The 25,029-nt window shown below is 44.2% G+C and carries 25 protein-coding genes; 20 read left to right on the top strand and 5 right to left on the bottom strand.

Features of this window, described 5'->3' with window-relative positions:
- Positions 1-8: 8 nt before the first annotated feature.
- Entirely contained in the window at positions 9-1,259 is a 1,251-nt protein-coding gene (locus tag ACSVI6_RS02045; RefSeq protein WP_491720860.1) for a DUF5776 domain-containing protein, read from the bottom strand.
- Positions 1,260-1,476: 217 nt separating this feature from the next.
- On the opposite strand from ACSVI6_RS02045, the gene ACSVI6_RS02050 reads away from it, so the two are divergent.
- Together ACSVI6_RS02050 and ACSVI6_RS02055 are read left to right on the top strand one after the other, a co-directional pair.
- A complete protein-coding gene (locus tag ACSVI6_RS02050; protein WP_491720861.1) occupies positions 1,477-2,025 on the top strand; it encodes a TetR/AcrR family transcriptional regulator in 549 nt (182 codons plus the stop codon).
- Between the two features lie 17 nt (positions 2,026-2,042).
- Positions 2,043-2,588: a TetR/AcrR family transcriptional regulator gene (locus ACSVI6_RS02055; RefSeq protein ID WP_491717066.1), complete on the top strand. Its 546-nt coding sequence runs from the start codon at positions 2,043-2,045 to the stop codon at positions 2,586-2,588.
- Positions 2,589-2,622: 34 nt separating this feature from the next.
- On the opposite strand, the gene ACSVI6_RS02060 is transcribed toward ACSVI6_RS02055, so the two are convergent.
- Entirely contained in the window at positions 2,623-2,847 is a 225-nt protein-coding gene (locus tag ACSVI6_RS02060) for a hypothetical protein (RefSeq protein WP_491720862.1), read from the bottom strand.
- A gap of 2 nt (positions 2,848-2,849) precedes the next feature.
- Positions 2,850-4,070 (bottom strand): DUF2075 domain-containing protein, encoded by a 1,221-nt coding sequence (locus ACSVI6_RS02065; RefSeq protein ID WP_491720863.1) that lies wholly within the window; start codon positions 4,068-4,070, stop codon positions 2,850-2,852.
- 98 nt (positions 4,071-4,168) lie between these two features.
- On the opposite strand from ACSVI6_RS02065, the gene ACSVI6_RS02070 reads away from it, so the two are divergent.
- The 5 genes from ACSVI6_RS02070 to ACSVI6_RS02090 all read left to right on the top strand — a co-directional run bounded on the left by ACSVI6_RS02070 (position 4,169) and on the right by ACSVI6_RS02090 (position 11,843).
- Complete coding sequence (locus ACSVI6_RS02070; RefSeq protein ID WP_491720864.1) at positions 4,169-6,250, top strand: KxYKxGKxW signal peptide domain-containing protein; 2,082 nt, start codon at positions 4,169-4,171, stop codon at positions 6,248-6,250.
- 147 nt (positions 6,251-6,397) lie between these two features.
- Positions 6,398-8,377, top strand: coding sequence for a KxYKxGKxW signal peptide domain-containing protein (locus tag ACSVI6_RS02075; protein WP_491720865.1), 1,980 nt, complete (start codon positions 6,398-6,400; stop codon positions 8,375-8,377).
- Positions 8,378-8,604: 227 nt separating this feature from the next.
- Positions 8,605-9,858 carry a KxYKxGKxW signal peptide domain-containing protein gene (locus ACSVI6_RS02080; RefSeq protein WP_491720866.1) on the top strand — a complete coding sequence of 418 codons (1,254 nt, stop codon included), beginning with the start codon at positions 8,605-8,607 and terminating at the stop codon, positions 9,856-9,858.
- A 206-nt stretch (positions 9,859-10,064) separates the two neighbouring features.
- Positions 10,065-10,886, top strand: coding sequence for a KxYKxGKxW signal peptide domain-containing protein (locus ACSVI6_RS02085; protein WP_491720867.1), 822 nt, complete (start codon positions 10,065-10,067; stop codon positions 10,884-10,886).
- A 117-nt stretch (positions 10,887-11,003) separates the two neighbouring features.
- The gene (locus tag ACSVI6_RS02090) at positions 11,004-11,843 is read left to right on the top strand and encodes a CAP domain-containing protein (RefSeq protein WP_491720868.1); all 840 of its coding nucleotides are present in this window, start codon (positions 11,004-11,006) and stop codon (positions 11,841-11,843) included.
- A 41-nt stretch (positions 11,844-11,884) separates the two neighbouring features.
- On the opposite strand, the gene ACSVI6_RS02095 is transcribed toward ACSVI6_RS02090, so the two are convergent.
- Together ACSVI6_RS02095 and ACSVI6_RS02100 are read right to left on the bottom strand one after the other, a co-directional pair.
- The gene (locus ACSVI6_RS02095) at positions 11,885-12,634 is read right to left on the bottom strand and encodes a hypothetical protein (protein WP_491720869.1); all 750 of its coding nucleotides are present in this window, start codon (positions 12,632-12,634) and stop codon (positions 11,885-11,887) included.
- Positions 12,635-12,740: 106 nt separating this feature from the next.
- Positions 12,741-14,483, bottom strand: coding sequence for a phospho-sugar mutase (locus tag ACSVI6_RS02100; protein ID WP_491720870.1), 1,743 nt, complete (start codon positions 14,481-14,483; stop codon positions 12,741-12,743).
- A gap of 371 nt (positions 14,484-14,854) precedes the next feature.
- Between ACSVI6_RS02100 and ACSVI6_RS02105 the strand changes: the two genes are divergently transcribed.
- From ACSVI6_RS02105 to fabF, 13 genes are read left to right on the top strand one after another with little or no spacing between them, the layout of a single operon-like run.
- Positions 14,855-15,838, top strand: a complete 984-nt coding sequence (locus ACSVI6_RS02105; RefSeq protein ID WP_491720871.1) for a beta-ketoacyl-ACP synthase III — start codon at positions 14,855-14,857, stop codon at positions 15,836-15,838.
- 30 nt (positions 15,839-15,868) lie between these two features.
- On the top strand, positions 15,869-16,117 hold the full coding sequence (locus tag ACSVI6_RS02110) for an acyl carrier protein (RefSeq protein WP_219054050.1): 249 nt from the start codon (positions 15,869-15,871) through the stop codon (positions 16,115-16,117).
- Positions 16,118-16,147: 30 nt separating this feature from the next.
- A complete protein-coding gene (locus ACSVI6_RS02115; RefSeq protein ID WP_491720872.1) occupies positions 16,148-17,050 on the top strand; it encodes an ACP S-malonyltransferase in 903 nt (300 codons plus the stop codon).
- A gap of 1 nt (position 17,051) precedes the next feature.
- A complete protein-coding gene (gene fabG, locus ACSVI6_RS02120) occupies positions 17,052-17,786 on the top strand; it encodes a 3-oxoacyl-ACP reductase FabG (RefSeq protein ID WP_491717078.1) in 735 nt (244 codons plus the stop codon).
- A gap of 23 nt (positions 17,787-17,809) precedes the next feature.
- Entirely contained in the window at positions 17,810-18,235 is a 426-nt protein-coding gene (locus ACSVI6_RS02125; RefSeq protein ID WP_491720873.1) for an acetyl-CoA carboxylase biotin carboxyl carrier protein, read from the top strand.
- Positions 18,236-18,238: 3 nt separating this feature from the next.
- On the top strand, positions 18,239-18,649 hold the full coding sequence (locus ACSVI6_RS02130) for a 3-hydroxyacyl-ACP dehydratase FabZ family protein (RefSeq protein WP_491717080.1): 411 nt from the start codon (positions 18,239-18,241) through the stop codon (positions 18,647-18,649).
- A 15-nt stretch (positions 18,650-18,664) separates the two neighbouring features.
- Positions 18,665-20,044, top strand: a complete 1,380-nt coding sequence (locus tag ACSVI6_RS02135; protein WP_491720874.1) for an acetyl-CoA carboxylase biotin carboxylase subunit — start codon at positions 18,665-18,667, stop codon at positions 20,042-20,044.
- Positions 20,028-20,852, top strand: coding sequence for an acetyl-CoA carboxylase, carboxyltransferase subunit beta (accD, locus tag ACSVI6_RS02140; RefSeq protein ID WP_491720875.1), 825 nt, complete (start codon positions 20,028-20,030; stop codon positions 20,850-20,852). The genes ACSVI6_RS02135 and accD overlap by 17 nt, the downstream gene beginning before the upstream one ends.
- Before the next feature lie 16 nt (positions 20,853-20,868).
- Positions 20,869-21,642, top strand: a complete 774-nt coding sequence (accA, locus tag ACSVI6_RS02145; protein ID WP_491720876.1) for a carboxyltransferase subunit alpha — start codon at positions 20,869-20,871, stop codon at positions 21,640-21,642.
- A gap of 20 nt (positions 21,643-21,662) precedes the next feature.
- On the top strand, positions 21,663-22,430 hold the full coding sequence (fabI, locus tag ACSVI6_RS02150; RefSeq protein WP_491717084.1) for an enoyl-ACP reductase FabI: 768 nt from the start codon (positions 21,663-21,665) through the stop codon (positions 22,428-22,430).
- A 1-nt stretch (position 22,431) separates the two neighbouring features.
- Entirely contained in the window at positions 22,432-23,010 is a 579-nt protein-coding gene (locus ACSVI6_RS02155) for a 4'-phosphopantetheinyl transferase family protein (protein WP_491717085.1), read from the top strand.
- Positions 23,011-23,030: 20 nt separating this feature from the next.
- Positions 23,031-23,483, top strand: a complete 453-nt coding sequence (fabZ, locus tag ACSVI6_RS02160) for a 3-hydroxyacyl-ACP dehydratase FabZ (protein WP_491717086.1) — start codon at positions 23,031-23,033, stop codon at positions 23,481-23,483.
- Between the two features lie 11 nt (positions 23,484-23,494).
- Positions 23,495-24,730: a beta-ketoacyl-ACP synthase II gene (gene fabF / locus ACSVI6_RS02165; protein WP_491717087.1), complete on the top strand. Its 1,236-nt coding sequence runs from the start codon at positions 23,495-23,497 to the stop codon at positions 24,728-24,730.
- Positions 24,731-25,029: the final 299 nt, after the last annotated feature.

Here is a 25,029-nt window from a genome sequence, read left to right on the forward strand (position 1 = left end):
ATTTACGGTTATTTAATAAAACTCTTTTTCCCAGTAATGTATTGGTTACCAGTAACTTCGAAGACGGATGAATTATCAGAGGTAATGATCTTTTTAACCGTAATGGTCGTGCCTTTTTTAACCTTCTTGAGCCGATACTTCTTAACGAGGTGTTGGTTACTGTAAGTGTAAAGATTCTTTTTGGTGGTGATCGTCTTGAAGGTCCCATCAAATGAGTAGTAGTAATCTTCATTATAGTTATTTTCAGCAATGAGCACGCCTCGTTCAGCAGAGCTCAAACGTTTGTTAGCACTACTGATGGCCTTTTTGGTCTTAGCTTTCTTGAGGGCCTTCTTAGCACTTTTGACCCGACTCTTTGCTCTGGCAACTTCGGCCGATTGGGTATCGTCAGCATCGCTGCTGGTACTATTCGCACTGCTGCTTTGGCTAGTGGCAGTCGATGCACTGCTGGCAGCTGAGCTCGCACTGGATTGAACGCTAGTAGCGCTACTACTAGTGGCACTGCTGCTTTGGGCCGAACTCGTACTTGCTGAACTAGCGGATGAAGAGCTAGCTGATGATGCACTGGAAGTCGTCGAGCTAGCGACTGAACTCGTTGCACTGGTCGAACTACTGCTTGCTTCTGAGATCGACTTGTTAGCAAGCCCTAACACCAAATTAGTGGCACTGCTCATGCTTGGGACCAAGCCGTACGCACTGTTTAGGTACGCCATTACTTGGGTGAAGGCAGATGATGCAAGGCTAGCGGATCTAGATCCATCGGCAATGTTACCACCTGTGGTCGTAGCAGTACTAGCGATCGTAACGGCAACACTGATCTGGGCGTTCAATGCTTGTCCAGCAGATGCTAAATTATTGGCAGTGGTATTGATGAGTGCTGCCGTGGAGTAGGCACTCGCAGCGTTAGAAGCATCATAACTAGCACTGATATTAGTGTTAGCACCGCGTTGGGCTTGGCTAACGGCTGTCGAAGCAGCACTCGCAAGGCTATTTACGATCGATACTTGGGCAGCAAGGCTATTGTTGGCACCAGAAACGGTATTACTGAACACCGTTGTGTTGGCTAAGTAACCAGCTGCGGTATTATCGCTGGCAGTTGATTGGGTCGTGGCAGCCGAACTAGTCGTGCTATCAGCATTGGCGTTGACGCTAACGCCAGCTGCCATTCCTAATAGTACGACGGATGATAACACGAGCCATTGTTTTTTAACTTTGTGGAGAACTTTACGTTCCTGTGGGTTTGATTTTTGATTATTCATAATTAAGGACTCCTTATTATAATTAATACTTAAATCATTTATAACACAATCATTATTTAAATACTATCAATATTTCTTTACAAAACGGTTTTTTAAAAGTAAAAATTCCTTAATAATCATTAATTTTTACAAGATATGTTGTTATAATAAGTCGTAAGTATTTTTTGCATAATTGTAATAAATATGCAGGGATTCCTAAAAAAAGCGGGGTGAGTTGATGCTCAAAACTAAACATATGATTGCAGATGCATATTTAAAATTGGTGCGCGATAATTCGCTATTGAACGTTAATAACGATGACATCATTAATACATCTGGCATTTCACGAGGCACATATTATAACAATTTTGAAAGCCAACAGGATATATTAGATTATATTCAAGTGCAGATTGAACATGAGTTAGTGGCACCGATTCGGGATGGACTCGCTGAATTAAATGCTGCTAATTTGAACATGGAACAGGCAATCTCAGACATTGCCAAGGTGAGCGTTCCGTTCTTATATGCCCATTCAGACCGAATTATGGTTCTGAGTGAATGTACTTTAAATCACATTTGGGAAAATCCATTGATTGAAGTCTTTAAATCCTTTGTTGCTGCTAAAGCCAAGCACAATGGCATATCGACTAAGAATGTGAATATTATTTTGAACTACATTGTGATCATTATTGAATCCTGGATTACAGAACCCAATCCTGAGGATCCAGAGATGTTCATTGCGGATTTTGATCAACTGTATAAACAAACAATTACGGGTTTAATTTAAGGAAAAGGATTGATTACATGGCAAATTCAAAACAAAAAATTGTTAATGCATTCTTATCCTTGATTAATCAAAAATCAATTTTGAATATTACTAATATTGATATTATTAATGAAGCCGATGTGGCCAAGGGGACTTTTTACCATCATTTTCATAGTAAGGATGACATTATTAAATATTCCGAATGTCAAATCGATCGTGAATTAATTCATGGTTTCGTGGACAAATATCGGCATGAGAAGAATAAGGAACTGACACCAGAGCTATTCGTGGAAATCTTTAGCAAGACTGCGATTCCAATCATCTATAAGAACCGTGATCAGATTCGAGTTCTCAATGGTACTGATGTAAACGAAATTTGGCAGCATTACCTAGAAATTCATTACCTGCGCATTATGAAAAAGCTATTCCCAGAGGATGATCTTTTTCACGTGCGACTATTCATTAAATATGTTAATTTAATTATTTCACTATGGATTTCTAGCTTAATTCCAATGGATGAGAAAGAATTCCAAAAACGCTTCAAAGAGTTACTAGAATCAAAGTTACTGGATGCTAAAAAATAAGATTGCTACATATTATGTAGCAATCTTATTTTTGTCATCGCTTATTTCTTAGCACCTTTACATAGGCATAAATCAAGATGATTTCGACGGCTGAAAGAATGATTTCTAAGATCGTATTGAAGCTGTCCGAAAAATAATGCGTCAAGAAGACGTAGTGGATTAACAAGATCACGGCCACCACGACCAAAGCGATTCGTAAAAAGTTGAGCTTACCCAATGAATTCACCTGCCTAGTTAATATCTTGTCTTTATTATACATGATTAATCAACTTGGTGGGCGTGCCAAATCTGTGCCAGGCGCTGCCTTAATTGCTGGTCATGGGCGAAGACATACAATCCCTTGACCCCGCGTTTCATCAATACGTTCACCGAATTGAGCACTAACGTCTGTTTGACCTTAGCAAATACTTTCGGATCGGTGATGTCACTACGCTTCTTCAGTGATTCGACATCGGTGAACTTACTGAGGTCAACATAGAGGTGGTCTTTTTCATCGATCTTGATCGGCGGCCCCAGGATGACGCCCACGTAGTTAAGGTCAAACCCCTGGCAAGTAAACATCGAACCGACTTCATTAATGGTCGCGGGAATTTCTGCCCACGGGGTCTGGGTATAATTATATTGGTCCCAGGGCATTTTAAAATCGCCCTCAACGACGTAGTGTTTACCACCGTCAAGCGTCGATGGATAACCAGAGGTCGCAACGATCCGCGATAGGCCGACGCGCTCGTTTTGTTTGACCACGAGTTTGCGCATTGCTTCGGCATCGTCAAAGATCCGAAAGTCATAGTCAGCACCTAAGTCGCGTGGCAACTCGGTCAAAGTCCCATCAGTGAACGTATTGATCCATTTTACCAACCCATCGCTAGCGTTCATTCTAAACTGGTGGGTCAGATGGTATTCGCCCACGGTGTAGGGAGCAATCAGCTTCTTCAGCCGCGCATCGGTCCAAAAACTCTTGGTCCGCAACACTTGACGGTGGTCAAAGACTAAGATCGTAACCTGAGAACGCTTGATGATTTCGCTCAACTGGTTATCCTGGTAGAAGTTATTGTATGCGTCGCGCCTGGAAAGCAGTAGGTGCGCTTCATCGATGATCGTGATGTCAGCATGCCCATCTTGCTTAGCCATCTGGTTAATAAACGAGGTCGGGCGATTGAAGTGCTTTTTTAAAACGTGGGCTTCCTTGCCAGCGATTTGTTTGTAGACCTTTAGGATCTCGGGATGGTTCACCAAAAAGTAATTGTGGGTATTGGCGAGCGGCCCCTGTTTGGCAGCTGCTAATTGTTGAAAATCATAGAATAATTGACTTAAGATGACGCTTTTGCCGGTCCCAGCATCGCCATAAATGACGTAAACAGCGTGGGTTTGATCATTGATGTGGTCGATTGTAAATTGCTTGATGCCATTGATCATTGCCTGCTGTTCGGCAGTGAGGTGATGGTGATCAGCAAGGAGCTTATCAACGGTTGAATTAGTCATAAATAATCCCTCCTGTATAAAAGATTTGGCTACAATATATTTAAAATTATACTAAATATGTCATATAATAGTATAAGATATTAAGGAGGTCCTTATCTATGAAAAAGAATTCAAATAAGGAACATTACAAATTATACAAATCCGGGAAAAAATGGATTGCAGCGATGATCATGACGACTGCCGTTGTGTCTGTCGACTATGTCGCAGGGCACGATCACGTTTCAGATACTTTTGGAACGACAGTAGCTAGGGCTGATTCGACTCAAAGCCAAAGCAGTGCTGACGATCAATCCGCAAGTAGTGCTGCCACCACTAGCCAATCAACTAGTGCTAGTCAGTCTACTGGCAGCGATGCCGTTACTACGCAAAGCAGTAGTTCCGATACGACGGCCAACGTAGCCGCTGATAATGATTTATTATCATATCGGATCGCAGAAGTTTCTGACACCCCAGCCACTGATTCCGCCAATAGTGTCGCTAGCTACGCTTCTTCGGCTAGCGCTACGGTTTCTGCTAACGCAAAGGTTGCCAGCAGCGCCAGTTCATACGTTGCTAGTGTTAGAGCAGCAACGTCCGTAGAGGGGAAAGCATATGAAAACGACAACGTTAACAGTGCGTTTGCATTACTAGCGAGCGTTGATAGCGTCAATAACGAATCCAATTCACTAGTCTCAAACATTTATAATTCCTATTCAGCGGCATTCTCATACGCTAGTGCGAATGCATCGGGTGCCGATCAATCTACGGCCGAAAGCATTTTAGGGTCACTCTTCAGTAATCAATATTCCCCAGCTGCTTCTGCTCGCGATAGTGCGATTGGCGATCGGAATGGTTTCAACAATAGCCTGGGCGCATTTAATACGGCCCCAGCATATCCTGCCACGAGCTCTGCCAATAGTGCATCCGCATTGGCCAGCAATGCAGTCGTGAACGCCCCTAGCAATGCACTAAGCAGTGTCAGCAGTGCAGCCAGCTTGGTCGATAGCGTCGCTACCCTTGTGAACAACAGTGGGAAGCGTTCGAACAGTGCAGCAGTTGATGCGGCCGCTAGTGCTGCTAGTTCAGCGAACAGCGTTACGAGTGCCTACCAATCAGCAGTTAGTTCATTAGCTTCAGCCGAGAGTGCATATTCTGCAGCCAGTGCATTTGCTGCTTCACAAACGGCTGGCAACCCCGACAAGAGTTCTGCTGAGGGGATCCTAGCATCAGCATCATCGGCAGTGGCATCCGCTTCCAGTACGGCCGCTCAACTATCGAGTGTGAATGATTCGCTGCAATCGACTTGGAATTCGATTCAAAATACTGAAGACACGTCATCGGCAACTAGTTCTGCCACGAGTGCTTCTAACGTGGTGAGTTCAGCGAGTGCAGCCGTTCCAGGATTATCTTCAGCAGTAAGCAGTGCCAGTTCAGTGATTGCTAGTGTCGGTTCATTGGTCGATAAGAACGGCAAGAGTGCGGAAAGCTCTAACGTTACGGTCGCCGTAGCTGCCGGCAGCGATGCTGCTAATGCCGCTGCTTCAGCTAGTGCTGCCTTCAGTGCTGCCAATAGTGCATATTCCGCTGCCAGTGATTTTGCTGCCAAGACTAGCGCAAAGTCAGATCAAGCTAGCGCTAAATCGATCCTCGCATCGGCTGCGACTGCCTTATCTTCAGCAGCTAGCGTTGCTTCATCACTATCGACTGCCAATAGTGCGGCCCAAAGTGAATTAAGCTCGATCCTAGCTCATTCTGATGCAGTGGCTTCTTCATCAACGACATCAACGGCTTCTTCATCCGCTGATAGTGGCTATGTCAATTACGTTCACTCTAACGGTTACCAATTGTCAGGAGGGTTAAGCGTTGCCTCATCAACTGGGAATGACTCGGCTAGCTCAGCAACGCAATCATCCACGAGCGCATCTTCATCAGCTGCTAGCGTTGTCCCATCAACAACGTTCCCACAATATGAAGAAACGGTTAAGCCTGATAAAGTTTCAGATTCGCCAGTCTTTAAAAAGTCCAATAAGCATGCCAAGGTGACTAAAACAGCGGTTAAGAAGGCCAAGGATGCTGTTACAAAGGCTAAGCAAAAGTTAGCTAAGGCTAAAACCACTAAGGCTAAAAAGACGGCTGAGCAAAGAGTGAAGACCGCAGAAAAGAAATATAAAGCCCTTAACAAGGCATATAAGGATCAATAATCGATCCATTTAAAAACCAGTCTTTTAGAGACTGTTTTTTTTATTATCTAAATTACATATTTTTTACAAAATAATGATATGAATTAATTTGGTTTTAATAATACTAGTGATATTATTAAATTATAAAATGTTAAGGAGGGTGTTAATATGAATCAAAATTCCAATAAAGAACACTATCGTTTATATAAGTCTGGTAAGAAATGGGTTGCCGCAATGATCATGACTGCTGCGGTCGTGTCCGTCGGCTATGTAGCTAACGATAATACCTCAGCTAAGCCATTTGCTACTGCGGTGGCTAAAGCAGACCCTGTAACAGTTTCAGACGTTACATCCACTGCTGATAACGCTTCCACTGCCGCTTCTGTCGCTGCTGGTTCAAGCAGTGCCGCTTCCGATGCGGTAAGTTCATTTAGTAGCTATGTTGCAAATGCCTCGACTGCTGTTAATAACAGTGGTCGCTACTCTGCCAGTGCTCAATTGTCTAGTGCCGAAAGTTATCAATCGAGTGCTCAACCATTAGTAGCTAGCTATTACAATGCAGCTAACTCAGCAAAGGATTCATACAATATCGCTTCCAGTTTCGAAAGTACATATGCTTCATCAGCTACTTCTGCTGAAAAGAGTGCTTCAAGCTACAGCGATGCTTCAAGTACAAATGTTAATACTGCCAGTGCGGTTAATACTTTAACAAATGATGCAAGTGCTAAATCATCTGAATTTGCTTCTTTGGAAGCGGTGTTAGCAAGTCTCCAAAGCCTGCCATATTCAGCAACTAGTACTGCCAATAGTGCTGCCTCAGTAGTTGACTCTGCTAGTAGCACCATTAGTAGCGCTGCCGCAGCGGTCAATTCTGCCCAGTCCGTTGTGACGAGTGCCAAGAATTCATTGGACGATCTTTCTAGTGGTGACGTTTCAAATGCATATAGTTTAACTAGCACGGCAGCTAGTGCAGCCAATGCAGCTAGTGCAGCGTTAAGTGCCGCTGCTCAGGCTGAAAGCGATGCCAGTGTAGCAGTTTCCAATGCCGATTCAAGTGAAAAGACTTCTGCGCAATCAACCTTTAATTCACTATCAAGTGTATTTAATACTTTAAGTACTTCTGCGCAACCCGTTGCAAGTTCAAACAGTGCCGTTCAAAGCGAATTTGCATCGTTATTCTCAGCCACCGCACAGGCTTCCTCAGTAGCTAACTTGATCAATTCATTCGAAAATGATCAAATATCAACATTCAGTGTTATTAGTAGTGCCAATTCAGTTGTGGCAAGTGCCGCTAAACTAGGTAACAATGCGACCGCAACGGATAAATCGACAGCTTCTGCAGCGAAGTCACAAGCGACTAGTGTGTATGACTCGTTAGAAGCAGAAAAGAGTATTGCTACTAGTACGATTGCAAGTGCAACTGCCGCTGCTTCTGCCGCCATTGCCAAAGCGCCTTCAGGGGCCGATAAAGCAAACGCAAGTTCTTTATTATCATCGTTATCATCAAATGATATTAGTAGCAATGATAGCAGTTTATCGGATCTATATAATGTAATGGTTTCTAGCTATAATTCAGCATTTCCAGCACCGACAGCTAGTCCAGCGACTACCACTACGACGACCACTGATAATAACTCATCAGGTTACGTAGAATATGTCAAATCAACTGGGAACTTGCTATCGGGTGCTGCGACACCTAGTTCAGCATCATCAACGCCTTCATCAACTAGTGCATCTCCATCATCGACGCCTGCTTCATCTGCAACTAGTTACGTGCCATCGACTGATTTTCCAGACTCGCAAGCACCAATCAAACCCGATTCACTTTCAGAAAAGCCAGTTATCAGTGATACTTCCACCCAGAAGCCTCATGATGATCAAAAGCAAACTCAAACGACTACTGATACTGATAAAACCAAACCTAAGTCAGTTAAAACAACAAAGGAGACCAACGGGAATGTAAAGCACCTGCGGAATGTTAAAACAACGAGTGTTGCTAATCACCAACAGGTTAATCGGACGCAGTCAAATGCTAAGCAATTACCACAAACTGGTGAAAGCAATGTTGCTAAACGAACCGCATTGATCGGTTTATCAATGCTCGTGGTTTCAGCGGCCTTGTTTGGATTATACAAGCGGCAAAAATAGTGCGATCAGATACATTATTTTCGTACAGAAAATCCGTTTCCAATTTTATTTTTGGAAACGGATTTTTTATTGGATAATGTGCTATACAGCGGTTTTTTAACAATAATTTTACAAATACAATTATATACATTTTTTTCAGATAGTGATATCATATAGACATGATATAGTTTGGTTACATAAACCTAGATTATATAATTCTATATAGAAATTTTAGGAGGTTTTTTCTTATGAAAAACACTAACAAAGAACACTACCGTCTTTACAAGTCCGGTAAAAAGTGGGTTGCAGCAATGGTCACTACTGCAGCTTTAGTATCATTCGGTTACGTGGCAACTAATGCTAACGTTAACGCACCATTTGCGGTGACTGCACATGCGGCAGATGATGCTTCTGCTGCAAATACAGCAGCTTCAAGTGCAGCTTCAGTAGCTTCAAGTGCAGCTTCAGTAGCTTCAAGTGCAGCTTCAGTAGCTTCAAGTGTTTCTGCTAATGGTAGCAATGTAACAAGTGATGAAGTAGCATCAGCATCATCAGCTGCATTAACAGCATCATCAGCTGCATTAACAGCTTCAACAGCTGCATCAACAGCTGTATCAGCTGCATCAATAGCTGCATCATCAGCATCAACATCATCAGCTGCATCAACAGCTTCATCAACAGCTTTATCAGCTTCATCAGCAGCTTCATCAGCAGCATCAGCAGCATCAGCATATTATCAAACAGCATCTTCAGCATATGCTAAATCATCAGCTGTTTCTGTTGCATCATCAGCTTCATTAGCTGCTTCAACAGCTGTTACTTCTGCATCAACTGCAGTAAGTTCTGCTAGTGTTGTTGTTTCATCATTCGCAAGTGTAGAAAGCTATGCTACTCCTTCAGATTATGCATCAGCATCAGCAGCTGTTTCTGCTGCATCAGCAGCTGTTTCTTCTGCTAATTCATTATCAGCAGTTGCAAACGCTGCTTATAATGTAGCTTCTCAATTAGGTGGTGATGTTTCTGCTCTTAGTGCCACTTCACAATCAACATCTATTTTAGCAGCTGCTACTTCTTCTGCAAGTTCAGAAAGTTCAGCATTTAGCTCAGCTGCATCTGTTTATGCTAAGACTGCTGGATACGTTAACCAAGCTAACTCAAACAACAACAAGTTATCTGGTGAAACTTCTTCAGCAAGTTCTGCAACTAGCAGTGCTGCATCAAGTGCTACTTCATCATCAGCTACTTCATTTGTGCCATCAACTGATTTCCCACAATATGAAGCACCAATCAAGCCAGACAAGGTTTCAGACAAGCCAGTATTCAAGGCTGAATCCGAAAAGAAGGCTACTAAGGCTGAAGTAAACAAGGCTAAGAAGGCTGTTAACGCTGCCAAGAAGGCTGTTAAGGCTGCTAAGACTTCAAAGGCTAAGAAGACTGCAGAAAAGAAGTTAGCTTCTGCTGAAAAGGCTTACAACAAGGCTTACAAGTCATACAAGGGTTAATCTTTTATTTAATCTAAGTAAATTAAAATAATCTAATTTTTGATTGAGCTGATCATGTTTTCATGGTTAGCTCTTTTTTTTATCCTGATTATCAATATATTTGTAAACTTTAAACTATACATTGTAAATTCTTAGTGTTAGTATATAGGTACAAAATATAGTTTAGTTACATAATTTAGATGCGTAAATATCGAGGAGGTAATTCTATGAAGAATACTAACAAAGAACATTATCGTCTTTATAAATCTGGTAAAAAGTGGGTTGCTGCATTGGTAATGACCGCTGCATTCGCTACTGCATTTGTGGCAACTCCATTTACGGCATCGGCTGATCCTAATGCTGCTCATACTGTTTCTCTTACTGATGGTTCAAATGGTAGTAGTGCAGATTCAACTACATCATCTGCAGCATCAGGTGCTTCAACTGCATCATCTACTACTTCCAATCCATCATCTAGCTCTTCAACTGCATCATCAGCTAATAGTGATTCTTCAAGTGCAGCAAATGATAGTTCGGCTAAAACAGGGCCAGACAGTACTACTAGTAATACTGTAGTATCAACATCATCCGCTTCTACTAGCGGTTACGTAAGTTATGCTAATAGTGTCAGCAAGCTATCTGGTGATGGTTCAACCGCTTCTTCTGCAAGTTCGACTACAGCATCTAGTGCATCATCAACCGCCACAAGCTCATCAGCTACTACTAGCCACAAGGCCAAGAAAGCTAAAAAGGCTAAGACTACCGCAGATACTACTGAAAAGAAGACCAAAAAGACTACTAAGGTAGAAGTCGATGCAGCTAAGAAGGCTGTAGATAAGGCTAAGAAGGAAGTCGCTAAGGCTAAGACTAAGAAGGCTAAGGCTGCTGCTGAAAAGAAATTCAAGGCTGCCGAAAAGAAGTACAACAAGGTCGAAAAAGCTTACGCTAAGGATCACAAAAAGACCACCAAGAAAGCTAAGAAGACTACCAAGAAAGCCAAAACAACTAATAAAAAGGCTAAGAAAACTTCTGCAAAAAAAGCTAAATAATTCCTACTAAACTATATTTTGTTTCTAGAAGCGACTGGGTTACCAGCCGCTTCTTTTTTGTCCAATTTGCCAAGTTATTGTAAAATAAACTTAAATCATAAATTAAGGATGCTATTCATGAAAAAATTTACCTCAATGCTGCTATCAATCGTTATTATTACTTCATTATTTGAAATCGCAAGCTATCAAAATACTGCACACGCTAAAACGACCACCGTTTTTTATCCCTCAATGGCTAGTCAGTATCTACCGAACCTAAGAAACGGGAAAACCTATCAATACAATAGTGATAATAATCGCTACGTCCTAACTAATTTCCCCCAAAACGAAACCGATACCACGAATGCACTTGATAACAATGTGATTGCGAACTTATCGGATTTCAAGGTTAAATTACTGCGCCAAAAATTAGCATCGTGGGGGGTGAAGTACTACTACGTTCAATTTGCTAATCGCGAACGGGGCTGGGTCCAAAATCAAGACCTGCACCCAGTCGGTTTTTTAAAGCATCTTGTGAACAGGAAACCACAGTCCTACTCTCAAGTCGCTAAGGCAGCGTTTAACTACATTAACTACGTCCGCTTAAGTCATGGGATTAGTAAATTGAAGTGGGATTACGCCTTGAATCGAATCGCTAACGTGCGTGCAAATCAGCTATTTACGACCGCTAATCATAATAATGAGCAGGGGTATCCGTATCGTTATCAAGTGGCCAGTCAACTGGGCTATCCGAACTTAGTGAATCACCTGGGCGAGAACGTGGCTAAAACGCCAGATTACGTCGGCAGATCCGTTCAACAGGGGGTAATTCAAAACCTCAATGCAATGCTGTATGAAGATAGTGGGCCATCACAGTGGGGCCATCGGAATAATATTTTAACTTCGCACTACACTAAGATTGGGGTCGGCATTGATTCTAGCAGGGGAATGTTATTAATCGCATATGTTTTTGAATAAAAAAAGCTGGCGGCTGCCAGCTTTTTGTGTTCATGATTCAATTAATTTTGCAGGGTGCCAATTGCATTAGCCATTTCAGAGAAGAAGACCTTTAAATTATCCCATTGGGCGGTGCTTTGTGAATCGCTGCTGCCTACGTCGATCGCACTATTCGTTAATGCATCACGCATGTTCGATAACTTGGTGTTTTCATCAGCTGAAAAGCGATTTCGAAAGGCAACGTATAATGATTGGGCTGCCATTTGCGCGTTAACGGTATCAAGGGTTGAATATTGATTATTATTATTCATATCACTAACAATGTCATTGAGTGAAGCCGAAATGTCACTGTATTTGCCATGATTATAATTAGGGTTATCAGTGGTTTCCGTAGCGTATGGGTCAGGGTTACTAGTTCTATAGTTACCAAATGCCTCTGGATGGTCTTCAGTAATCTCATTGTAATTATTGTAATCATTAGCAAACTGATCTGCTGAATTAGTAGTATTCGAATTATTACTACTGGTGTTATTAGCAGTATTCGAATTATCACTGCTGGTGTTATTAGTAGTATTTGAATTATCACTGCTGGTGTTATTTGAGTTGTTATTAACAGCAGGGGTAGCCTTATGCTTCTTCTTATTGACCTTCTTTTTATTGACCTTCTTTGCTTTCTTATGGTGCTTTTTAACTACCTTTTTATGCTTCTTAGCAGCATTGACAGTGGTAGTGGGTTCGATTGCACTTAATACGGTGGGAGCAATTAAACTAACTGACAAGATCCCCGCTAATAACATTTTTTTAATTTTCATATATGTACATCTCCTAATTTTTATTCATTAATTAATATATCATTCATAATTGTGATTGACAAATTAAAAGGCCACCCGTGTCGCTGCACTGGTGGCCTGAAAATGATTATTTAGTTAACTGTGCGATTAATTCATGGATCGCTTTGACGTACTTATCGAGCCGCGCCATTGCTTGGTCCTTTGATTCATCTTCGACTCCTACGTAGAACTTCACCTTTGGTTCGGTCCCAGAAGGGCGAATCGTGATCCAAGAACCATCAGCAAGCCAGTATTTTAAAACGTTTGAGGAAGGCATGTCGATTTCTTCTTGCTTGCCATTATCAAAGGTTCTCGTGGCGGTCGCAAAATCTTCGATCGCAGCCACGTGTTCACCAGCAAATGCAGTCATTGGGTCATCACGGAGTTGTTCCATGATCGCAGCCATCTGCTTTTGCCCGTCCAGGCCTTCGAATAATTTAGAAATCGTTTTTTCTTCGAAGTAGCCATATTTTTGATACATTTCTTGGAGCCCATCGTATAGCGTCATGTCACGGTCCTTGTAGTAGGCGGCGACTTCGGCGAGCATCATCGTGGATTGGATCGCATCCTTATCGCGGACAAATGGGCGGATAAGGTAGCCGTAGCTTTCTTCGAACCCGAACAAGAAGCTGTGTTGTTGATTTTCCTCGAACAATTTGATCTGTTCTGCAATGTACTTGAAGCCGGTCAACACGTTTTTAGTATCAACATTGTAATGTTCAGCAATCTTAGTTGCTAATTCAGTCGAAACGATCGACTTCACGATGATCCCGTTCTCAGGAAGCGTGCCAAGCTGTTGCTTAGCTTGTAAGATGTAGTTCAGCATTACACTCGCGATTTGGTTTCCGGTCATTAACTTGTATTCACCATCTGGTTGACGGACCGCCGCACCTAATCGATCGGCATCGGGGTCGGTTTCAATCAAAATGTCAGCGCCGACTTGCTTCCCCTGCTTGATGGCAAGGTCGAAGGCTTCACGGTATTCTGGATTGGGGTGGGGAGTCGTTGGAAACTCTGGATCAGCAATCGTTTGTTCGGTCACCATTTCAAAGTTCCTGAACCCAGCAGTCGAAAGCGCCCGCCGTCCGATGTTCTTGCCCGCCCCGTGCAGTGGCGAGTATACGAACTTCAAATCCTTGCCGACGTTTTGAATTAATTCTTCATTAATATTGACCTTTTTGGCTTCATTTAAATATGCTAAGTCGATATCTTCCCCAACGACGCTTAGGAGGTCTCGTTCACGCAGGTCATGAATGTCAGCAGTTTGAATTGCGAAGAGGTCGCTAGCCTTGTGGGCGGATTCAGTAATGATGGCCGATTCCTTGGGTGGCATCTGGCCGCCGTCTTCACCGTAGATTTTAAAGCCGTTGTATTGCTTAGGGTTGTGCGAAGCCGTGATCATGATTCCAGCATAGGTGTGGAGATGACGGACGGCAAATGATAGTTCGGGGACGGGGCGGATATCATCAACGATAAATGATTTGATGCCGTGCGCTCCTAATACTTGGGCCGAAGTGTACGCAAAGTCGCGCGACCCATAACGGGGGTCAAAACTGATTGCGACCCCGCGCGCCTTGTCAGCAGGATCTAATTGATCCATCAGCATTGCCAATCCTTCGGCTGCTTGGCGGACGGTATAGATGTTCATTCGGTTCAACCCGGCCCCGATGATTCCACGCATTCCGGCGGTCCCGAATGATAGGGTCGCACCGAACGCATCTTCAATTTTTGCTTCATCATTTTGCATTGCATCTAATTCACGTTTTAAATTCACCGGCATGTCTGCTTCAGCGTGCCATTGATCGTAAATTGATTTAATCTTCTCATCCATGTGTTTGATTCCTCTCTTTAGTAGGCTTTAGCGGTATGTAACTGTTTGCTGATTTAACACTTAAAATTATAATTCAAATCCAGAATTTAAGTCAATTCTAGCGGTGGCGAATTAAGAAAATATACGGGAACTTAAGTGATTTATAATCTAGATGTTACATAATTTATTATGTATCACATTATTAAGATTAATGGATTCATCGGAAAGATTGTATAAAATAGGTATTTTCATGTTATAATGTATCGTTGTCAATTAAATTAGCAAATTTTAGTTGGCTCAATTTTTCTGATTGAGATATCATAGATATTGAAACATCAGACATCCATGGTGACGATTGGGTCACTATGACAAATGGATATTAAGGAGATATTATGAGTACTTTTTCAATTATGGCTACCGCTAAGGCTGTTCCAGATAAAGTGGTAACTAATGATGATCTGGCTCAAATAATGGATACTTCCGATGAATGGATCAGTCGACGGACTGGCATCAAAAGACGCCATGTGGTGACAGATGAGACCAACACCTCGCTTGCGACAAACGTAGCTAAGCAATTATTAGCGAAGACCCACGTTAGCCCAGAGGACGTTGACTTTATCGTGGTCGCCACCATGTCTGGTGATCGATTAATGCCATCGACTGCAGCAGCCGTGCAGGGCCAAATTCAGGCTAACAATGCCTTAGCCTTTGACATTAGCGCTGCTTGTTCTGGTTTCTCATACGGGTTAGATGTGATGAATGCGCTGCTTGCGACCCATCCTGATTCCACTGGAATCTTGATTGGGAGTGAAGCATTAAGCAAGCTCATCGACTGGCACGACCGCACGACCGCCGTATTGTTCGGTGATGGGGCGGGGGGCTTGTTAGTTACTAACCGTGCTACTGAGACGTCTGGCCAATTCCTCAGCAGTCAGCTCAATACCTATGGCGCTGATGGGGATGCCTTGACAATGGGGCAGATTGCTAACCATTCGCCATTTGCGAGTGGGGCCGTTCAATCTGACCTGCCATTGCGCATGGATGGCCATCGTGTATTTGACTTCGCGATTCGGCGGGTCCCAGAATCCATTCGTGAGGCGGTAGCTAAGGCACACCTTAAGTTATCCGATGTGGACTTTTTTATTTTACACCAAGCGAACCAACGCATTGTTAAAAGCGTTGCCCGTAAGCTGAAATTACCATTTAACGACCGCTTCCCGATCAATATCGATGAATACGGAAATACTTCCGCTGCTAGCGAGGCAATTTTACTCGCTGAATTGGTGGAAGATGGTAAAATTAACCGTGGGGACATCCTAGTGATGACCGGCTTTGGTGGCGGTTTAACGACCGGAACTGTTGTAATTAAATATTAGAATTTAAATTTTATGGAGAGTGAATTAAAAATGGCAGACAAGAACGCAATTTTCGACAAGATCAAATCAATCGTAGAAGACCAAACTGATGATGTAAAGGCTGACGACATTAAGTTAGACACTAATTTCAAGGAAGACCTTGACTTAGACAGTTTAGATATCTTCGAAATCATCGACGAATTAGAAGATGAATACGATATCGAAATCGATAGTGACAACGACATGTCAACTGTTCAACAATTAGTTGATTACGTTGCTAGCCAAGTTGACGCTAACTAATTAGCTTTCTTCAATTAGGAGGGTTTGATTTTGAATCTCTGTTATTTATTTAGTGGCCAGGGAAGTCAGTTTGCAAACATGGGTCAAGACTTGTACCAGGCCGAACCGTTATATAAACAAACGGTGGATGAAGCATCAGATGTATTGAATTTAGACCTAGCCGATCCTAAAAATTTTGATGATCCAGCAAATGTTCAAATCGCATTGTTGACAATGAGTACTGGGATTGCTCGTATTTTAGACACCCAGTTACCCATGCCAAAGGCAATGTTTGGACTCAGTCTGGGAGAGTATAGTGCTTTGGTATCTGCTAAAGCACTTTCTTTTCAATCTGGACTAAAATTAGTTCGCGATCGGGCTAGATACATGGATGAAGCTGGTCAAGCAAACCCCGGAGCAATGGCTGCGGTCCTTAATTTGGATCCGCAGGTCGTTTCAGAAGTCTGTGACGGCATCGACGGGGTCTATCCAGCAAACTTCAATACAGTGAAGCAAACCGTTATCGGTGGGACAGCCGATGCGGTCGCAAAGGCAAGTGCAATTATGAAGGAAAAGGGTGCCAAGCGTGTCGTTCCGATCAAGGTCGCAGTCGCTTCGCACACCCCATTAATGCAACCAGCTAGTGAACAATTAGCCGTTCGCCTTGAATCGGTTGACTTTGCCGAACCTGCCACCACCGTGATGAGTAATACTTTGGTTGCCCCATTTACTAAGGATAATTTAAAGTCCACCCTAGTAGATCAGTTGGTCAACCCTACTCATTTCATGGGTGACGTCGAAGCAGTCGACCAAATGGGCATCGATGCCTTTGTGGAAATTGGACCAGGTAATACCCTGAGCAAGCTAGCTAAGAAGACTGCTAATCAAGCGATTTATAATATCGAAAGTGTTGATACATTGAATGATTTTAGAGCCAAATTGGAGGATTTCTAATATGACAGACAAGCGCGTGATTTTAGTGACCGGTGGGACCAAGGGAATCGGATTAGCAACAGCTCAGCTACTAGCTACCGACCCTGCTAACTTTGTTGTCGTAAATGCACACCGTGCGTTGGGCGCTGACAAGACCGCTGAATTAAAAAAGCAATTCGCAAATGACATCGATGTCGTAATCGGTGACGTTGCGAGTGAAGAAGACGCGAAACGCATGGTCGATCAAGTCGTTGAAAAGCATGGTACCATCGATGGTTTGATCAACAATGCGGGAATTACTCAAGATAAGCTATTGACTAGAATGGGGACCGACTCCTTTGAAGCAGTGTTACGTACTAATTTAGTCGGGGCCTTTAACATGACTAAGTTTGCCATGAAGATCATGCAAAAGAAGCGGACGGGTTCGATCGTGAACCTCTCCAGTATTGCGGGCCTGCATGGTAACATCGGCCAAGCTAATTACTCTGCTAGTAAGGCTGGCCTAGTTGGGTTGACCAAGACGACTGCTCAAGAAGGGGCACTCCGCGGGATTCGTTGTAATGCCGTTGCTCCTGGGATGATCAAGTCCGACATGACTGACAAGCTGAGCGACCGTAATATCGAAAAGTGGGAAAAACAAATCCCACTCGGCCGCTTCGGGAGCACCGCAGACATTGCCGATGCAATCAAATTCTTGATGAACAATAGTTATATTACCGGTCAAGTAATCACCCTTGATGGTGGATTGACAATTTAAGGATAGTAGGAGTTTTTATTAAAATGGATGAACAAGATGTCGAGAAGTTAATCGATAAATTTGACCATTCCAATCTGACTGAATTACGGATTGAAGGTCAATTATACTTTAGTAAGTTAGACCACCCCCAACAAGTAGTTGCAGGACCAGTGGCTGCTAGTTCTTCTGAACCAGCCGCTGTACAACAACCAGCTGCTGTTAATAACGACGGGGCTAAGATCAAGGCTCCGCTAGTGGGGATCGTCTACTTTGCACCCAGTCCAGAAAAGCCAGTCTTCAAAGAAGTTGGCGACCACGTTAAGAAGGGCGAAACCGTTTGTGTGATCGAAGCAATGAAGGTCATCAATGACGTTAAGAGCCCCGTTTCTGGAACCATTACTAAGCAATTAGTATCCGATGGGGACATGGTTGAATACGACCAACCCATCTTTGCAATCGAGGAGGACTAAGTCGTGAGTTTCGAAGTTGATAAATTTATCCCCCAACGCTACCCATTTCAAATGATCGATCAAATCGATGAAGTGCGGCCCGGCGAGGGTTCAAAAGCAACTAAGTACTTAACGATCAATGAATGGTTTTTCCAAGGTCAAAATAATCCCGTCATGCCACGGCCAATTGTGCTAGAATGCCTAGCACAAACGGGCGTGGTATCGCTGTTATCTATGCCTGAATACAAGGGACGCAACGTCTTTTTTGGTGGCATCAAACAAGCTGAGTATCAAGACGACTTTAGACCTGGCGACAAGCTATCATTATCAGTTGAGATGACAAAGTTAAAACACCAAATCGGTGTTGGTCACGGCACGGTGGTTCGCGATGGCGAAGTCATCTGTACCGCTGATCTAGTCTTTGCGATTGAATAAGTAAAGGATGGTTGGATGTTTAAGAAAGTATTGATCGCAAACCGTGGTGAAATCGCGGTCCAAATCATTCGGGCGTTACGGGAAATGGGGATTCAATCAGTGGCGGTATATTCGACTGCTGATCGTGATAGCCTGTTCACTAAGCTCGCTGATGAAGCCGTTTGTATCGGTGGACCCCAACCAGGCGAATCCTACCTTAATATGGAAGCAATCATTGATACTGCGATCCTAACGGGTAGTGATGCGATTCATCCCGGCTACGGTTTTCTATCTGAAAACGCTGAATTTGCGGAAATTTGTGAACAGTGTCATATCAAGTTCATTGGCCCGAGTTCAGAAGTAATTGATTTAATGGGGAACAAGGCGCATGCCAAGGCGACCATGAAAAAAGCCGGCGTGCCCACGATTCCCGGGAGTGACGGCGCCGTTAAGACCGTTGAACAAGCCATCACAGCTGCCCATCAGATCGGCTACCCAGTCATGCTGAAGGCCGCTGCTGGTGGGGGTGGTAAGGGGATTCGTAAGATCGTCGATGACGATGCAATGCGCGAAATTTACCCGACCACCCAAAGGGAAATCAAACTATCATTTGATGACGATACCCTCTACTTGGAAAAGGACCTAAGCGATGCTAAGCACATTGAAATGCAAGCGATTGCAGATCAAGCGGGCCACATCGTATACTTCCCCGAACGGGACTGTTCTCTCCAACGGGGGCATCAAAAGATCATCGAAGAAAGTCCCTGTATGCTGGTGAGCCAAGACCAACGTGATTACTTAGGTTCACTATTGGTAAAGGCGATGCAAGAAATCGGCTATGAAAATACTGGCACGATCGAATTCTTGCTCGATGAACACAACATGCAATTCTACTTCATGGAAATGAATACCAGATTGCAGGTTGAACACACCGTGACCGAAGAAGTCGCGGGAGTCGAACTCATCAAGTCCCAGGTCATGGTCGCAGCGGGGGCGGACCTGCCCTACAAGCAAGCTGACTGTGCACCGAAGGGCTTTGCAATCGAATGTCGGATCAACGCCGAAAATCCAGCAACTGGGTTTACCCCTTCACCTGGCAAGATCAAAGCGCTGCGCTTTCCATTCGGAACGAAGGGCGTGCGGATCGATGCGGGGGTCGAAGCGGGCGATACAATTTCGCCATTTTACGATTCGATGATCGCCAAAATCATTGTGCACATGCCAACGAAGGCGCAGGCTGTCAATAAGATGCGGCGTGTCATCAAGGAATTCAAGATCGAGGGCGTGGTTACCAACCAAGCCTTTCTTTATGACCTCTTGGATGACGAGCACTTTAAGGCAAGTGACTTTAATAATATGTACATTGAGAATTCATTCTTGAAAGCGTGGTTGAATAAAAATGACACAACCAAATAACGAACCCGCCAATCATTACCAAGCGTTAATGGATCAAATCCCAGACCACCTCTTTGTGAAGTGTCCGATCTGTGGCGAAAGCTTCTATTCCAAGAAGCTCGGCCAGTTCAAGGACTGTCCTAATTGTCACTACGGTTTTCGGATCGGGGCGCAACAACGGATCAAAATGATCTGTGATGAGGGCTCATTCAAAGAAATTGATGTCCACGTCAAGGCTCCCGAACGCTTCAAAGATGACGCCAAATACATGGGCAAGCTAGCAAAGTCACGCAAGGTTACCAACATGGACGAAAGCGTAATGACTGGGATCGGTAAAATCGATGATCAACCAGTCGGCATCGGGGTCATGGACTCCCGCTTCATCATGGGTAGCCTCGGGACTGCCACTGGTGAAAAGATTACGCGCCTCTTTGAAAAGTGTACCCAAGAGGGCTTACCATTGATCCTCTTCACCGCCTCGGGTGGGGCGCGGATGCAAGAAGGAATCAATTCATTGATGCAAATGGCAAAGGTTTCAGCCGCAGTAGCTGATCACAGTGCTAAGGGCTTATTATACATAAGCGTTTTGACTGATCCGACTACCGGTGGGGTAACCGCCAGTTTCGCAATGGAAGGTGACATTATCGTCAGTGAACCGCACACGTTGATCGGCTTCGCTGGACGACGGGTCATTGAAAAAACGATTCAACAAGTCCCACCAAAGGACTTTCAAAGAGCCGAAACGCTGCTTAAAAATGGTTTCTTGGATCAAATCGTGCCAAGGCCAGCTTTAAAGGCGTTCTTAGCTAAGTTGTTAGCTTGGCACTAATCAAGGAGGACTGATGATGACAGAAAAACGCGCTTACGATCGGGTCTTGGCGGCTCGGAGTAGTGATAAAATTAGTATCCAAAAATTAGTCGCTGGGATTACAGAAGACTTTGTAGAGCTGCATGGCGACCGTGCTTACGGTGACGATCCTGCGGTTTACGCCGGAATTGGGATTTTGAACGGCAAACCAGTAACAATCGTGGGCATCCAAAAGGGGAATAATAATGAAGAAAACCTCGCCCGTCATTTTGGTTCTGCCGAACCGGATGGCTACCGTAAGGCCCTGCGGCTGATGAAGGCGGCTGAAAAATTCAACCGTCCCGTCATTACCCTGATCAACACGCCCGGAGCATATCCAGGGGTGGAAGCCGAATACCACGGCCAGGGGTACATGATCGCCCAATCGATCATGCAGGGCTTGAACCTGACCGTCCCATACATCAGCGTGATTGTTGGTGAAGGGGGAAGTGGCGGTGCATTAGCCTTAGCGGTCGGCGATGAAGTCTGGGCCTTTGAAGACAGTGCTTATTCAGTGCTATCCCCAGAGGGCTTTGCGACGATCCTTTGGAAGGATTCAAGTCGCGCCAAGGAAGCTGCCGATCAAATGGGCTTGACCGCAGAGGAACTGCTCGCTAATCACATTATCGATCGGGTGGTTCCAGAGGTGAAAAGTGCTGCTGATCTAGCCGCCTTTAAAACCGCATTAGATGCAAAAATCAAAGAATTAGAAATTAAACCGGTCGATCAGCTCCTGGCTGATCGCCACGCTCGCTATCGGAAGTTTAACTAATGAATGGAGGAAATAAACTCATGGCTGGAATTTTAGATGGTAAAAAGATTGTCATAATGGGTGTTGCAAATAAAAAGAGTATCGCGTGGGGTTGTGCCCAAGCATTATTGGATCAAGGGGCCGAAGTCATCTTGACCTACCAAAACGATCGGATGAAGCGTTCATTGGACAAGCTCTTAGCTGACGTTGACGTTAAGATGTTCGAATGTGACGTTGCAGAAGACGCAAACGTGGAAAAAACCTTTAATGCGATCCACGAAGAAGTCGGTAATATCGACGGGGTCATCCATGCAATCGCCTTTGCGGATAAGGAAACCCTTGAAGGCGGCGTTAAGAACGTCAAAAAGGATGGCTTTAACCTCGCCCAAGACGTTAGTGCCTACTCATTTATTTCAGTTTCTCGTTATGCCAGTGCCATCATGAACGAAGGCGGTAGCATTGCTACGCTTACTTACATCGGGGCCGTTCGGGCAATTCCGAACTACAACATGATGGGGGTCGCTAAGGCTGCTTTGGAAGCTGAAATGCGCTACTTAGCTGCCGAATTAGGAAAAGAAAAGAACGTGCGGGTCAACGCCATTTCAGCAGGGGCAATCAAGACGCTTGCCGTGACTGGCATCAAGCACCACGGTGACCTATTGAAGATGTCAGAAGGCTTTACCGTCAATGGTAAGAGCGTGACCCCAATGGACGTTGGTAAATCAGCTGCATTCTTGATGAGCGACCTTGCTTCTGGAGTGACTGGTGACGTTATCTACGTTGATAACGGGGTCCACTTGATCGTCTAAGATGCTGCAATTAAGAATCGATTCGATTCAAAACCCACGCTACCAAGCACGGTTTAAAAGTGACAATCTTGGCAAAATGTATAATCCCCGTCAATCAATTGTCGGGAAATATTTGCTAGCCGACTGGCTCCAAGTCAGCCCGCAGGTAGTTGCCAGCGGGACACTTTTTGATCACGGCCCGCACGGGAAACCAAGGCTAAAGAGTGGGGCGTTTGAGTACAATATTGCAAACTCTTATGATAAAGTGGTCTTAGCAGTTTCAGACCAGCCGATTGGCGTCGATCTAGAAAAGCTCAGGCCCTATGATTATCACCGCATCCACCGTGCATTTCGGCAGGATGAATTAGATTACCTTGCGCAATTAACTGGTGATGACCTGCTGTGGGCCACCTTTAAAATCTGGACGATCAAAGAGGCGGTCTTGAAGCTAGTCGGGATGGGAATTCCCGGCGGCATCAAGAGTATGCAAATTGACCTAACGACCTTTGCCCATGCCGATCGCTATGGCCAGTCCATTCGGCTAACACCCTTGTACGTGGGCTTTGATTACGTCGGTACCATCGCACAATTTGAAGAATAAAGCTTTTTAGGAGGATAATAATGGCTGTTTTAGATATTACTGAAATTATGGATTTAATTCCTAATCGTTACCCCATCTTATACATCGATCGGGTGGACGAATTAGTTCCAGATGAAAAAATCGTGGCAACAAAAAACGTTACGATCAACGAAAACTACTTCCAAGGACACTTCCCTGGTAACCCTGTAATGCCTGGGGTCTTGATCATCGAATCAATGGCCCAAGCTGCATCGATCTTGATCTTAAAGAGTGAAAAATACAAGGACAAGACCGCTTACATGGGTTCGATCAAGAACGCGAAATTCAGAAAGATGGTCCGCCCAGGTGACGTGATCAGATTTGAAATCACGATGAAGAAGCAACACAGTAACATGGGAACCGTTGATTGTATCGCATTCGTTGGTGATAAGAAGGCTTGTCAAGCCGAATTATCATTCATCGTGCCTGATAAGAAGCGCCCAGAAGCAGAATAGGAGGGACCATTATGGAACATCGTGTCGCTGTAGTCGGGATTGGTGCTGTTACGCCACTAGGTAACGATTCCAAGACCTTCTTAGACAATATCTTTGCAAACAAGACTGGGGTCGCACCCATCACGCATTTCGATGCTAGTGATACTGGGATTACGGTCGCAGCCGAAGTAAAGGACTTCGATCCATTAAAGCGGATCCCAAAGAAGATCTCCAAGCGGATGGACGACTTTTCGCGCTACGCCGTTTATTCAGCCTTTGAAGCCATGGAAATGGCCGGTCTAGAAAAGGGCAGCTACGACCCAGATGACATCGGGGTGATTTATGGTTCTGGAATCGGGGGATTGACGACGATCCAAGAACAAGCCATCAAGATGCACGACAAGGGACCAAAGCGGGTCTCACCATTCTTCGTGCCAAACTCGATCATTAACATGGCCGCTGGGAACATCTCAATCAACTTGGATACTAGAAATATTAACGAAGCGGTCGTTACCGCCTGTGCTTCTGGGACGAATGCGATTGGGGATGCCTTCGAACGGATTAAATCTGGAAAAGCTACCTATATGATTACCGGTGGTTCTGAAGCTTCGATCAATGAACTCGGGATTTCAGGATTCGCCGCATTGACAGCCCTCTCTGATTCAACCGACCCACTGCGCGCTTCAATGCCATTCGATAAGAACCGTTCTGGTTTCGTAATGGGTGAAGGAGCCGGGACATTGGTCCTTGAAGATTACGACCATGCGGTAGCACGGGGTGCCAACATCCTAGCTGAGATTACTGGTTATGGTTCAACGGGGGATGCCTACCACTTGACGGCTCCTCGTCCTGACGGGAGCGGTGCCATCAAGGCAATGCAAGAAGCGATCAAGGAAAGTGACATGACCGCATCCGATGTTGATTACATCAATGCACATGGGACGGCAACGCCTGCGAACGACTCTGCTGAATCAGAAGGAATCGCCAAACTCTTCGATGGGGTCAACGATCACGTGATGGTAAGTAGTACCAAGGGTCAAACTGGACACGCACTCGGGGCGGCCGGCGCATTGGAAGCGGTCATCATGATCGGAGCAATGCAACGGGGTGTCTTACCGGTGAACGTGGGGATGTTTGATTTAGATCCAGAAGTCAAGACGACCATTGTGACTGATGAAAACAAAAACGCACCGCTTAATTTTGCATTAAGTAACTCGTTAGGCTTTGGTGGTCATAACGCAGTGCTTGCATTTAAGCGCGCTAATTAGTAAAATAATTAAAAAGCTAAGTTGTGCTGACCAGCCAATTTGGCTTTTTAATTTCAAAAACATGTGATTTTTTTAACTTTTCACTCTAAATTGAAGAATGATTGTGTTATAATACAATCACAATGTTTAAGGATAAACATTGCAGTAACCGTTATTATATTTTATTTTCTTACACGCTGGTTACGAAAATTACAGCAATATTAAAGTATGTTCGATATTGTACAAATCACGTATTTTTATGCTATAATACCAGTTGTTATGTAATTGTTGCATGGCGGTTACATAATGCCATTTCGGCA

The organism is Nicoliella sp. ESL1106, assembly GCF_058509965.1.

Coding starts and splice junctions, on each gene's coding strand:
- ACSVI6_RS02055 (WP_491717066.1), top strand. CDS start 2,043: ATGGCAAATTCAAAACAAAAAATTGTTAATGCATTCTTATCCTTGATT.
- ACSVI6_RS02090 (WP_491720868.1), top strand. CDS start 11,004: ATGAAAAAATTTACCTCAATGCTGCTATCAATCGTTATTATTACTTCA.
- ACSVI6_RS02050 (WP_491720861.1), top strand. CDS start 1,477: ATGCTCAAAACTAAACATATGATTGCAGATGCATATTTAAAATTGGTG.
- ACSVI6_RS02060 (WP_491720862.1), bottom strand. CDS start 2,847: ATGTATAATAAAGACAAGATATTAACTAGGCAGGTGAATTCATTGGGT.
- ACSVI6_RS02095 (WP_491720869.1), bottom strand. CDS start 12,634: ATGAAAATTAAAAAAATGTTATTAGCGGGGATCTTGTCAGTTAGTTTA.
- accD (WP_491720875.1), top strand. CDS start 20,028: ATGACACAACCAAATAACGAACCCGCCAATCATTACCAAGCGTTAATG.
- ACSVI6_RS02065 (WP_491720863.1), bottom strand. CDS start 4,070: ATGACTAATTCAACCGTTGATAAGCTCCTTGCTGATCACCATCACCTC.
- ACSVI6_RS02110 (WP_219054050.1), top strand. CDS start 15,869: ATGGCAGACAAGAACGCAATTTTCGACAAGATCAAATCAATCGTAGAA.
- ACSVI6_RS02070 (WP_491720864.1), top strand. CDS start 4,169: ATGAAAAAGAATTCAAATAAGGAACATTACAAATTATACAAATCCGGG.
- ACSVI6_RS02105 (WP_491720871.1), top strand. CDS start 14,855: ATGAGTACTTTTTCAATTATGGCTACCGCTAAGGCTGTTCCAGATAAA.
- accA (WP_491720876.1), top strand. CDS start 20,869: ATGACAGAAAAACGCGCTTACGATCGGGTCTTGGCGGCTCGGAGTAGT.
- ACSVI6_RS02100 (WP_491720870.1), bottom strand. CDS start 14,483: ATGGATGAGAAGATTAAATCAATTTACGATCAATGGCACGCTGAAGCA.
- ACSVI6_RS02045 (WP_491720860.1), bottom strand. CDS start 1,259: ATGAATAATCAAAAATCAAACCCACAGGAACGTAAAGTTCTCCACAAA.
- fabZ (WP_491717086.1), top strand. CDS start 23,031: ATGGCTGTTTTAGATATTACTGAAATTATGGATTTAATTCCTAATCGT.
- ACSVI6_RS02075 (WP_491720865.1), top strand. CDS start 6,398: ATGAATCAAAATTCCAATAAAGAACACTATCGTTTATATAAGTCTGGT.
- ACSVI6_RS02085 (WP_491720867.1), top strand. CDS start 10,065: ATGAAGAATACTAACAAAGAACATTATCGTCTTTATAAATCTGGTAAA.
- fabI (WP_491717084.1), top strand. CDS start 21,663: ATGGCTGGAATTTTAGATGGTAAAAAGATTGTCATAATGGGTGTTGCA.
- ACSVI6_RS02080 (WP_491720866.1), top strand. CDS start 8,605: ATGAAAAACACTAACAAAGAACACTACCGTCTTTACAAGTCCGGTAAA.
- ACSVI6_RS02155 (WP_491717085.1), top strand. CDS start 22,432: ATGCTGCAATTAAGAATCGATTCGATTCAAAACCCACGCTACCAAGCA.
- ACSVI6_RS02135 (WP_491720874.1), top strand. CDS start 18,665: ATGTTTAAGAAAGTATTGATCGCAAACCGTGGTGAAATCGCGGTCCAA.
- fabG (WP_491717078.1), top strand. CDS start 17,052: ATGACAGACAAGCGCGTGATTTTAGTGACCGGTGGGACCAAGGGAATC.
- fabF (WP_491717087.1), top strand. CDS start 23,495: ATGGAACATCGTGTCGCTGTAGTCGGGATTGGTGCTGTTACGCCACTA.
- ACSVI6_RS02125 (WP_491720873.1), top strand. CDS start 17,810: ATGGATGAACAAGATGTCGAGAAGTTAATCGATAAATTTGACCATTCC.